This is a genomic window from Bartonella australis AUST/NH1 (assembly GCF_000341355.1).
Taxonomy (GTDB): Bacteria; Pseudomonadota; Alphaproteobacteria; order Rhizobiales; family Rhizobiaceae; genus Bartonella; species Bartonella australis.
Genome location: NC_020300.1, coordinates 159,795 through 171,661, shown reverse-complemented (window position 1 = coordinate 171,661; position 11,867 = coordinate 159,795). Strand labels below are relative to the sequence as shown.

Genomic DNA, 11,867 nt, shown 5'->3' with positions numbered 1-11,867 from the left:
ATCCGAGAGTATAAAGAGCCGAATTCTTGATCTTGTGATAGGGAGAGTGGGCCGTGTTGGACCCGCTCTTTTTTAATGTCGTGGGAATGATAAGAACAATTTGGATGAACGTATGGATGAAACTGAAAGAACGAGCGATATTAACGAAGTGCGTCTATTTGAAGAAGATGGTGCTGAGGCGCGTATTGCTAACCTCATCATACCGTTGCTTAAGCCTTTGGGCTTTCGTTTAGTTCGCGTGAGACTTCTCAGCTTAAATGGCTTGACGCTTCAAATTATGGCTGAACGTGTTGACGGCACGATGACAATAGAAGATTGTGAAACCGTTAGTCGAACTATTTCGCCTCTTCTTGATGTGCAAAATGTCATTGAACATAAATATCACTTAGAAATCTCATCCCCCGGAATTAATCGTCCGTTGGTGAGAAAATCTGATTTCTTTCGTTGGCGAGGACATGTCGTAAAAATTGAAACCAAAGTAATAATTGATGGGCATAAAAAATTCCGTGGTATACTCGAAGATACTACGCAAAATGGCCTCACCTTAAGTATAGATGAGGCCGCTTATGGAGGAGTATCGCATGTTTCTATCCCCTTTTCTGATGTTATAAATGCGCATTTAGTTCTTACAGACGAGCTTATTCGCGACGCATTTAAGAAAAATAAAGATTTACATTAACAGTTGACCTCCAAAAATAATCTCAGTGTTTCAAAACTAGGGGCAAACTGTAAAAATTAACACCGGCGGTACTCACGTCCCTCGCGTAGTATAAACAAGGAGAAAATTGATGGTCACAAGCGCTAATAAGCTCGAACTTTTGCAAATCGCAGACGCTGTTGCGCGCGAAAAGTCGATCGACCGCGAAATCGTTATTTCTGCAATGGCCGATGCTATTCAGAAAGCAGCTCGTTCTCGTTATGGTCAAGAAACTAATATCCGCGCTGAAATCAACTCCAAAACGGGTGAGATTAAATTACAACGTCTACTTAAAGTTGTCGACGTCGTCGAGGATTATACAACCGAAATCGCTTTACCCGACGCATTAAAATATCAAGCAGATATAAAAACCGGCGATTTTCTTTCTGATCTTTTACCTCCTATGGATTTTGGACGCATCGCAGCGCAGTCCGCAAAACAAGTTATTGTGCAAAAAGTACGCGACGCAGAACGTGATCGCCAATATGAAGAGTTCAAAGATAAAATTGGTGAAATCATCTCTGGTGTAGTTAAACGTGTAGAATATGGCAACATTATCGTTGATCTAGGACGCGGAGAAGCTATTGTACGACGTGATGAATTAATCCCACGCGAATCTTTCCGCTATGGAGATCGTATTCGGGCCTTTGTCAACGATGTACGCCGCGAATTGCGAGGTCCGCAAATTTTTCTTTCACGCACACACCCTCAATTCATGGCCAAACTGTTTACTATGGAAGTGCCAGAGATTTACGACGGTATTATAGAAATTAAATCTGTAGCCCGTGACCCAGGTTCACGTGCTAAGATCGCTGTTGTCTCACGCGATGGCTCAATTGACCCCGTTGGAGCGTGCGTTGGAATGAGAGGGAGCCGTGTTCAGGCCGTCGTAGCAGAATTACAAGGCGAAAAAATCGATATTATTCCTTGGTCACCTGACGCCGCAACATTTATCGTCAATGCGTTACAGCCCGCTGAAGTTTCGAAAGTTGTGCTCGATGAAGATGCAGAACGTATTGAGGTTGTCGTCCCCGACGATCAGCTTAGCCTCGCTATCGGCCGGCGTGGGCAAAATGTTCGTTTGGCTTCGCAATTAACGGGGTGGAACATTGATATCCTAACTGAACAAGAAGAATCCGAAAATCGTCAAAAAGAATTTACTGAACGTAGTAAACTTTTTATGGAATCATTAGATGTTGACGAAATGATTGGGCAAGTTATGGCATCGGAAGGTTTCGCCTCAATTGAAGAAGTTGCCTACGTTGATCTTGGAGAAATTGCTTCCATCGATGGTTTTGATCATGAAACTGCCGCGGAGATCCAAAGCCGCGCGCGTGAATATTTACAACGCAAAGAAAAAGAGCTGGACGAACAATGTAAAGAGTTGGGCGTTGCTGACGAATTACGAAAGCTTCCTGGTATGACAAGCGCTATGTTAGTCGCTATTGGTAAAGATGGCGTCAAAACAATGGAAGACTTTGCGGGATACGCGGTTGATGATTTAGCCGGCTGGCGAGAGCGTAAAGAAGGTCAAATACAGAATTTTTCTGGCATTTTAACCCCGTTTGATGTTACACGCGCCGATGCAGAAGCTATGATTTTAGCGGCACGTGTTCAAGCAGGTTGGATAGACCAATCTGATATTGTCACTGAAGATTCTTCAGAAAACAAAAAAACAGATAACTTGGACGCGGAGCACACTTTAAATGAATGAGAGGACCTGCATTATAACAAAAAAAAGTGCTCCAACAGCGAGGTTGATCCGTTTCGTCGTCGGTCCGAATAATCAAATTATTCCAGATCTTAAAGGCAATTTGCCTGGTCGTGGTGTCTGGGTCTCTGCTCACCGCACAACTATTGAAGAGGCAATCAAACGCAGGGCTTTTAGCAAAAATTTAAAGGAAGATGTTGAAGCTGTTCCAGACCTAGCCGATATAGTAGATAAACTTTTGCTAAAAGCCACCCTTGGTAGTCTTTCTATGGCGCGAAAAGCGGGCGCTGTCGTTACGGGCTCAACCAAAATCGATGCGGCTATTCGCTCTGGCCAGGTCATTCTTGTCCTCCATGCAAAAGAAGCTGCTGAGAATGGAAAACGGAAAATTTCGCAGGCTATCTGTGCAATACAGCAGCAAAAAAATCAGAATGTGGAAACCATATCTTTATTGACAAGTGATGAAATGAGTATGGCTTTTGGTACTAATCCTGTGATACATGCAGCCTTACTGAATATGAAGGCTGCGGACGGATTTCTCACGACGATGCACAAACTAATCGCCTATCGTGGTGATAAGTGTGATAAATCTGGTGAGATAACGGCAAAAGTCGCGAAGGAAATACAATGAGTGAAAGTGATAACGACAAAATAACAGTCAAGAGGACTCTGACCTTGAAGCGGTCGGGACTGGAAACCGGTACAGTCAAACAAAATTTTAGTCATGGCCGTACAAAAGCTGTGGTTGTCGAAACTAAACGGCGCAAAATCGCGCGCCCTGATGACAAAATTGAGGTGCCACAGCCTACTATTACTAAGCCGCATGTAGCTCCGCGCCCTAAACAACGATTTGAAGAAGCAGCGCCTGATAAACCGGTTCCTCAAAGCAATCTTTCATCCGCTGAAATGGAGGCGAGATTTCGTGCTTTAGAAGAAGCGCATATCCAAGAAAAGATCATGCGCGAGCGAGCCGAAGAACAAGAAAAACGGGCCAAAAAATTTGAAGAAAACTCACGTCTGCAGGCTATCCAAGAAGTAGAAATGCAGCAAGAAAATGAAAATATCCCACAAACCCCGACCCCACCCCTTTCCTCTTCAGCTTCTGTGAAAGAACTTGCAGAATCGGCGGAAATTGCTCTCCCCTTGAAAAATGCGGCCTCAGTTGAAAAACGTACCGCGGATGAAAATAAAGATGAAGACAAACATAATCGACGCACTAATCTCGCTAAATCGGAAGTACGCGCTCCCAAAATTATAAAAGGTGCTGACGAACGACGTCGTGGAAAACTTACCCTCAATAGCGCATTAGATGAAGAAGGCAACGCGCGCGGCCGCTCGATGGCTGCAATGCGCCGTAGACAAGAAAAATTTAAACGCGCACAAAACCAAGAACCCCGGGAAAAAATTTCTCGTGAGGTTATTCTTCCAGAAACTATCACTATCCAAGAACTTGCGCAACGTATGGCTGAACGCTCTGTTGACGTCATTAAATTTTTAATGAAGCAGGGACAGATGATGAAGCCGGGTGATGTTATTGATGCAGATATTGCTGAACTCATCGCCGCTGAATTTGGCCATACAGTGAAGCGTGTATCGGAGTCTGACGTAGAAGAAGGCATTTTCAATGTAGGAGATAATCCCCAAAAAATGCGAAAACGTCCGCCAGTCGTGACAATTATGGGCCACGTTGACCATGGGAAAACCTCTCTTCTTGATGCTATCCGCGAAGCTAATGTCGTCTCTGGCGAAGCAGGTGGTATTACACAGCATATAGGCGCTTATCAAGTTGAACAAAATAATCAAAAAATCACCTTTATCGATACGCCAGGACATGCTGCTTTCACAGCAATGCGTGCCCGTGGCGCCCGCGTTACTGATATTGCTGTTTTAGTCGTAGCCGCTGATGATAGCGTCATGCCCCAAACAGTTGAATCAATTAATCATGCAAAAGCTGCTGGCGTGCCTATCATCGTTGCTATTAACAAAATTGATAAACCAGCTTCTGACGCGCAAAAAGTACGTACAGAGCTACTACAACATGAAGTTATTGTCGAATCTATGGGCGGTGAAACTCTGGAAGTGGAGGTTTCTGCCAAAACTAACCAAAATCTTGATAAACTTTTGGAAGCTATTCTCCTTCAAGCTGAAATTCTCGACCTCAAAGCAGATCCGGAACGCACAGCAGAAGGTATTGTTATTGAAGCCAAACTTGATCGAGGACGCGGTCCTGTTGCGACTGTTCTCGTTCAAAAAGGCACATTACGCTCTTCCGATATCATCGTTGCAGGCAATGAATGGGGGCGGATTCGTACTTTGATTAATGATCATGGTCATCATATAAAGGAAGCTGAACCTTCTACACCAATAGAAATTTTAGGTATGCAAGGAACACCACAGGCCGGTGACCGCTTTGCGGTTGTAATTAACGAAGCGAAAGCACGCGGGATTGCCCAATATCGTCAACGATTAGCACGTGATAAAGCTGTAGCTCGGCAAACCAGTTCTCGTAGTTCTCTTGAACAAATGATGACGAAATTAAAAACCACCGGCATAAAAGAATTTCCGCTTATTATTAAAGGAGATGTCCAAGGGTCGATTGAAGCAATTGCTTCGGCATTAGAAAAATTAGGGAACGAGGAAGTGCGTGCACGTATCGTGCATTCCGGTGCGGGGGGCATTACTGAGAGTGATATTTCTCTCGCTGAAGCTTCTAATTCTGTTGTTATCGGCTTTAATGTGCGAGCTAATAAACAAGCACGTGATTCAGCCAAAACGCAAGGAATTGAAATCCGCTACTACAACATCATCTATGATCTTGTCGATGATATAAAAGCAACTATGTCGGGATTGCTTTCGCCAGAACAGCGCGAAACCTTCATTGGGAACGCTGAAATTCTCGAAGTGTTCAGCATTACAAAAATAGGGAAAGTTGCTGGTTGCAGAGTTACAGAAGGAAAAATAGAGCGGGGAATCGGTGTGCGTCTTATTCGCGACAACATTGTTATTCACGAAGGAAAACTTAAGACTTTGAAACGATTTAAAGACGAAGTTAGTGAAGTGCACGCCGGTCAGGAATGTGGGATGGCATTTGAAAATTACGAAGATATACGTGCAGGCGACATCATTGAAGCCTTCCGAATCGAGCATATTAATCGTACATTGTAAAAATAACCCAACTGCCCTCCTTTTTATTAAATGAAGGGGATTTTTAAGTTTCACGCGGAGTGCCTCTATCCTTTTTCGTTTTTGAGACGATAAAGGAAGCGGCTATCGCGAAAAAGGTAACGGTTTTGATGAAGAATGCAAGCCTGTCACAACGACAACTAAGAGTGGGAGAACAGGTTCGCCACGCTTTAGCTCATATATTTCAGCGAGGTATTTTATTTGACGATGTCTTAAAAGATGTCGTTATTTCTGTCTCCGAAGTACGTATGTCACCGGATCTAAAAATCGCCACCTGCTTTATTTCTCCTCTCAACACTGTTGTTGATGCTCCCGAAGCCGATATCATCAGCGTCTTAAATAAACATAGCCGTTTTATTCGTAGAGAAATTAGCCGCCCGTTACGGCAAATGAAGTACATGCCTGAGCTGCGTTTTCGACTTGATAACAGTTTTGACAATTTTGCAAAAATTGATGCTTTGCTCCGGTCGCCTGAGGTGGCACGCGATCTTCGCAAAAATGATGAGGCTGAGGATTATAAAACATGACACGGGAACGTAAAAAAAAAGGCCGCCCTGTCTCTGGATGGGTTATCTTTGACAAACCAAAAGGGATGAGATCAACAGAAGCTGTTTCGCAAATCAAACGGCTCTTTGAAGCGCGAAAAGCGGGACACGCTGGTACGCTTGATCCCTTAGCTTCTGGTATGTTACCTATTGCATTAGGTGAGGCAACTAAAACTGTCCCCTATGTTATGGAAGGCGCCAAAACTTATTATTTTCGTGTAGCTTGGGGAGAGGAACGTTCCACAGACGATCTAGAAGGTGAAATTACTAAAATATCCCCCAAACGCCCTACACAAGAAGATATCCTATCCCTTTTACCTAAATATATAGGTGTTATTTTTCAAACACCACCGCAATTTTCAGCGATCAAAATTGCTGGTAACCGCGCTTATGACCTGGCACGTGAAGGTAAGACTGTTGAAATTTTGCCCCGCCAAGTAAAAATTGATACCTTCAAACTCGTCGAAACTACTGTTCAGGGACATTCTATCTTTGAAATAACGTGCAGGAAAGGAACTTATGTGCGCTCCTTAGCGCGTGATATGGGCCGTGATCTTGGTTGTTACGGATATATTGCTGATCTGCGCCGTACCGCAGTAGCGCCTTTTAATGCAGATGACCTTATTACGTGGAACAAACTAGAAGAAGAAGCACGCTATGAGGGCGGAACAGATAAAAATCAGGAGCTTTCCAAGAAAGATTTTTCTGCGCTTGACAGATTACTAATTGAGACCGAAAGCGCGTTAAATTGCCTATCACATTATGCACTTAACGAAGTTCAAGCCCAGTATGTTAAAACAGGCAATCCAATATCCTTATATAATCAAAATACACTCATTGATGTAAATGATGTTTATGTGACCTACAAAGGCCAGCTTCTCGCTATAGGTGCCCTTGATGAGAATCAATTCAGACCAAAACGAATCTTCACACTTTAGCGGTATGAAAAAAACCCCTTTCTACAGTAAAGCTGCATTTATAGCGTCGTATCTGATCTTTTGCCATCAAAGTCATTGATCAATAGAAGGCTTCAAATGCATTTCTTTGGCGTGCGGTACCGTCTGCCGCTCAATCATGCGGCGCACTTTTATGCCATTAGGTGCACAATTCAACCGCTTAAGGTGCTTATTAACCTCCGCATCTGCCTGTATGCGACGATAATTATGACGTAAATAATCCACCCATGTTGGCATATGATAAGCTTCTGTCCAATGCTCTGGTCTTTCAAGATCACGTAAAAGGACCCATTGACGAGCGCCATCACGCAAACGAATATGGCGGCGACGCGTCATAACTTCAAGAAATTCCTCAAGATCATTTTCACTGATTTGATAAGTAACCATAATCATGATTGGGCCGCTACGCGCTTTTAAATCGAGTAAAAGCTCTGGCTCTCTAAAATGATCAAGCGGCTCTAGATTTATCCGAGGAATTTCTTGAATTTTAAATTTTAGTCCTGCAATAGCGCCCAAAATTAAGAATATTGCGCAGACACTCAAAGCGACTACTGGAGAATAATTATCGGCAACAATTCCCCAGATTGCGCTTCCAACCGCCATACCGCCATAAGACGCTGTTTGATAAAGTGCCAACGCGCGCGCAACGACCCACCGTGGAGTGGAGAGTTGTACTGATGTATTAAATAGTGATAACGCTAAAACCCAGCATAACCCAGCGGGAAATAAAACAAGGTGACTCACAATTAATGAACGACTTGTCGCCAAAAAAAAGCAAGAAAAAGCGACTCCGATAAATGCACTTGCGATGATTGTCTCTGGACTCAAATGACGCCTTATAAACGAATTAACAACGCCAGCTGTAATTGCTCCTACGCCGAAACACCCAAGTAACGTACCGTAAAGAAGCGCATTTCCCCCAAGGATTCCACGCACTACAATCGGTAATAACGCAAAAATTGAAATAGCCCCAGCGCCAAATAAGAACGCCCTTGTCATAATATTTAAGAGATTAGGCGACATAGAGACATAGCGTATACCATCCGACACAGCTCCCAAAAGCCTCTCTCGCGGCAGCGTATTGCTCACATAATCTGGCTTCCATAGAAATAAAGTAACAATTAAGGGAATATAACTCATAGCATTGAATAAAAACGCTGCGGTACCACCTAAAGTCGCGACAATCATTCCTCCGATGGCGGGGCCTATACTGCGCATTAAATTAAAACCAACACTATTCAAACTAACAGCAGAAGGAATATCTTCTCTGCCTACAATATCTCCTATCGTCGCCTGCCAAGGGGGATTATAAAAAGCACCCCCGCATCCAATCAAAAACGTAAAGCACAATAAAAGCCAAGGCGTTATCAGACCCATCAAGGACAAAATAGTCAGATTAATTGCCACAATCATCATCATAATCTGCGCGGAAAGCATAATCTGGCGTCGATTAAAATTATCGGCTAACGCCCCTGCCATCAAAGAAAAAATAACGAGCGGTAATGTTATAGAACTTTGGACAAGCCCTACCATAGAATGCGAAGAACTGATCGACGTCATTAGCCACCCCGCTCCCACAACTTGGACGAGCCCTCCTAAATTAAATACAAGGGTAGCAGACCACAAATTTCGGAACGTTTTATTCTGAAAAAGACCTAATATCGAATTTTTTGGCATTTTTTGTCTCCAACCCCGGCAACTCATTTTCTTTTTTACCATAAACACACTCTGTAAAGCTGCAAGCTCCCAGTCAAATAGAATATCTATTTTTACAAAACTTTTTCATAAATAAGCTAAAATGGTATTTCTGAAGCAATATCACCCACCAAATAAAGCTTGCAAGAAGTTCTCAAGGGCTAGCATTTTTACTTTCTTTCTTGTATAAACGCATAAGCGAGAGGGCGTTTTCGCTCTTCTCGTTGTCTCGCGGACCCCTGCTGAACGACATCTCGGCTGTGGGCGTCTGGGGTTTCCTCGTTTTTTGAAAGGATGACACGATGTCGATTACGGCTGAACGTAAACAAGCTATTATCGCAGAATACGCAACGAAAACCGGTGACACAGGATCACCCGAGGTGCAAGTTGCTGTTCTGTCTGAACGCATTTCCAATTTGACCGACCACTTTAAATCTCACAAAAAGGATAATCACTCCCGCCGAGGCCTTTTAAAGATGGTCTCTCAGCGCCGCCGCCTTCTCGATTATCTTAAAAGAATCGACCAAGACCGCTACCAAACGCTTATTAAAAAATTAGGCCTGCGTCGATAAAAGGAAAGTGGTTGGGCATTTTTTTACAAAAAAGTCCACCTGCGTGCTTCGGTTTGTTGCTTTCGGTCAAAGGTTGGTGAAAAGTAGTCATAAGGCAGGTTTGCCAGTTGCTTCGCGTCTGCGTTGCGGTTTACTTCTCTCTCCGCGCAAAAGCAAAAGCGTCTTGCTGTCTTGCCTTGAGCTGAAACGCAACACTCAAAACCAAAATGTGAACACTGGCCATTAAGGATAAAAAATGTTTAAAACCCATAAGGTAGAAATTGAATGGGCCGGTCGGCCACTTACCATCGAAACGGGGAAAATTGCACGTCAAGCTGATGGTGCAGTCATCGCTACTTACGGCGAAACCGTTGTTTTAGCGACTGTTGTTTCAGCAAAAAGTGCGAAACCAGATCAGGACTTTTTTCCGCTTACTGTCAATTATCAAGAAAAAGCCTATGCCGTCGGTAAAATACCTGGCGGTTATTTTAAACGTGAAGGGCGCCCAAACGAGAATGAAACATTAATTTCGCGTTTGATTGATCGCCCAATCCGTCCCCTCTTTGTTGATGGATACAAAAATGACACTCAGATAATCGTTTCTGTTATACAACACGATTTAGAAAATAATCCCGATATTCTAGCAATGATAGCGTCTTCCGCTGCATTAACCCTATCAGGTGTCCCTTTTATGGGCCCCATCGCGGGCGCTCGTGTCGGTTATTGTAACGGACAATATATCCTCAATCCTAACATCGATGAAATGCCCGAATCAAAACTCGATCTTGTCGTCGCTGGAACGGAAAGTGCTGTGCTAATGGTCGAATCAGAAGCGCAAGAACTGCCTGAAGACGTAATGCTAGGAGCAGTCATATTTGGCCAAAAAGGCTTTCAGCCCGTTCTCGACGCTATCATAAAACTTGCAGAAGTAGCCGCGAAAGAACCTCGCGATTTCACTCCTGAAGATCTATCTGATCTCGAAAAAACTATGCTTAAAATGGCAGAGCAGGATCTGCGCAAAGCTTACGCGATTACAGACAAACAAGAGCGGTATGCTGCAATCGATGCCATTAAAACAGAAATCATCAATGAATTCAGACCAAAAATGGAAGAAAATTGTGATTTTAGCGTAGATCAAATTGCAACCGTCTTCAAAAATTTGCAAGCGATGATTGTTCGACAAAATATTCTTGATACTGGAAAACGCATTGACGGACGCAATCTTTCAACCGTGCGTCCAATCAAATCAGAAGTTGGTATTTTTCCTCGTACACATGGATCAGCATTATTTACCCGCGGTGAAACACAAGCGCTTGTAGTAACAACTCTGGGGACGAGCGAAGACGAACAATATATAGATTCATTGACGGGTATGTATAAGGAAACATTCCTACTTCATTACAATTTTCCACCTTTTTCAGTAGGTGAAACGGGGCGTATTGGTTCCCCCGGCCGCCGTGAAATTGGTCACGGTAAATTAGCGTGGCGCGCTATTCATCCAATGCTGCCAACAAGAGAATCTTTCCCCTACACTATTCGTACCGTATCAGAAATTACAGAATCAAATGGATCTTCTTCTATGGCAACTGTTTGTGGGACTTCGCTTGCTTTGATGGATGCCGGCGTTCCGTTAGCACGTCCCATTGCCGGTATTGCGATGGGCTTAATTAAAGAAGGTGAACGTTTTGCTGTTTTATCCGATATTCTAGGCGATGAAGATCATCTTGGTGACATGGATTTTAAAGTAGCAGGCACAGAAAATGGTATCACTGCTTTGCAGATGGACATCAAAATTGACGGCATTACCGAAGAGATTATGAAAATAGCACTTGAACAAGCCAAAGATGGACGAATCCATATTCTTGGTGAAATGGCAAAAGCTTTAACGAGTGCACGTGGTGAACTCAGCGAATTTTCTCCACGTATTGAGGTCATGAACATCTCTGTAGATAAAATCCGTGATGTTATCGGCTCCGGTGGGAAGGTAATTCGAGAAATTGTTGAACAAACTGGCGCTAAAATTAATATTGAAGATGACGGGACGATTAAGATTGCTTCAACAGATGCTAAAATTATTGAAGCAGCAAAACGATGGATTCATTCGATTGTTGATGAACCTGAAGTCGGTGCCGTCTATCAGGGAACAGTTGTGAAAACCGCAGAATTTGGTGCATTTGTTAATTTTTTCGGCTCACGCGATGGGCTCGTTCATATTTCCCAACTTACATCAGAACGAGTAGCTAAAACAATCGATGTTGTTAAAGAGGGCGATAAGGTGTGGGTTAAATTAATAGGCTTTGATGAACGTGGCAAAATTCGCTTGTCGATGAAGGTTGTCGATCAGAAAACTGGACAAGAAATTGTCTGTGACGACTTGATAAAAACAGAAAAAGAAAGCGACACTGAGGAAAAAAAACAATCTGAAAATAAACGACGTCGTAAGAAAAAAGAAGATTAATCCTTTTTTTACGCAGGACAAAATGCCGTATAAACGTGGAAACGTGAGTATGGCATTTTTCTTTAAGAGAA

The 11,867-nt window shown here is 43.2% G+C and carries 9 protein-coding genes; 8 read left to right on the top strand and 1 reads right to left on the bottom strand.

The features are described from left to right. Positions 1-112: 112 nt before the first annotated feature. The 6 genes from rimP (at position 113) to truB (ending at position 7,074) form a co-directional block, all read left to right on the top strand. Positions 113-679, top strand: a complete 567-nt coding sequence (gene rimP / locus BANH1_RS00770) for a ribosome maturation factor RimP (RefSeq protein WP_015397548.1) — start codon at positions 113-115, stop codon at positions 677-679. Positions 680-788: 109 nt separating this feature from the next. Further along, entirely contained in the window at positions 789-2,411 is a 1,623-nt protein-coding gene (nusA, locus tag BANH1_RS00765; RefSeq protein WP_015397547.1) for a transcription termination factor NusA, read from the top strand. Then, the gene (locus tag BANH1_RS00760; protein ID WP_015397546.1) at positions 2,404-3,039 is read left to right on the top strand and encodes an RNA-binding protein; all 636 of its coding nucleotides are present in this window, start codon (positions 2,404-2,406) and stop codon (positions 3,037-3,039) included. Before nusA ends, BANH1_RS00760 begins: the two co-directional genes overlap by 8 nt. Next, complete coding sequence (gene infB, locus BANH1_RS00755; RefSeq protein ID WP_015397545.1) at positions 3,036-5,573, top strand: translation initiation factor IF-2; 2,538 nt, start codon at positions 3,036-3,038, stop codon at positions 5,571-5,573. The genes BANH1_RS00760 and infB overlap by 4 nt, the downstream gene beginning before the upstream one ends. Positions 5,574-5,701: 128 nt before the next feature. Then, the gene (rbfA, locus tag BANH1_RS00750; protein ID WP_015397544.1) at positions 5,702-6,118 is read left to right on the top strand and encodes a 30S ribosome-binding factor RbfA; all 417 of its coding nucleotides are present in this window, start codon (positions 5,702-5,704) and stop codon (positions 6,116-6,118) included. Continuing rightward, on the top strand, positions 6,115-7,074 hold the full coding sequence (gene truB, locus BANH1_RS00745; protein ID WP_015397543.1) for a tRNA pseudouridine(55) synthase TruB: 960 nt from the start codon (positions 6,115-6,117) through the stop codon (positions 7,072-7,074). The genes rbfA and truB overlap by 4 nt, the downstream gene beginning before the upstream one ends. 72 nt (positions 7,075-7,146) lie before the next feature. On the opposite strand, the gene BANH1_RS00740 is transcribed toward truB, so the two are convergent. After that, positions 7,147-8,769 (bottom strand): MFS transporter, encoded by a 1,623-nt coding sequence (locus tag BANH1_RS00740; protein ID WP_015397542.1) that lies wholly within the window; start codon positions 8,767-8,769, stop codon positions 7,147-7,149. A 320-nt stretch (positions 8,770-9,089) separates the two neighbouring features. On the opposite strand from BANH1_RS00740, the gene rpsO reads away from it, so the two are divergent. Then, the gene (rpsO, locus tag BANH1_RS00735; RefSeq protein ID WP_015397541.1) at positions 9,090-9,359 is read left to right on the top strand and encodes a 30S ribosomal protein S15; all 270 of its coding nucleotides are present in this window, start codon (positions 9,090-9,092) and stop codon (positions 9,357-9,359) included. Positions 9,360-9,594: 235 nt separating this feature from the next. Further along, a complete protein-coding gene (pnp, locus tag BANH1_RS00730) occupies positions 9,595-11,796 on the top strand; it encodes a polyribonucleotide nucleotidyltransferase (protein WP_015397540.1) in 2,202 nt (733 codons plus the stop codon). The last annotated feature ends 71 nt before the right edge of the window (positions 11,797-11,867 follow it).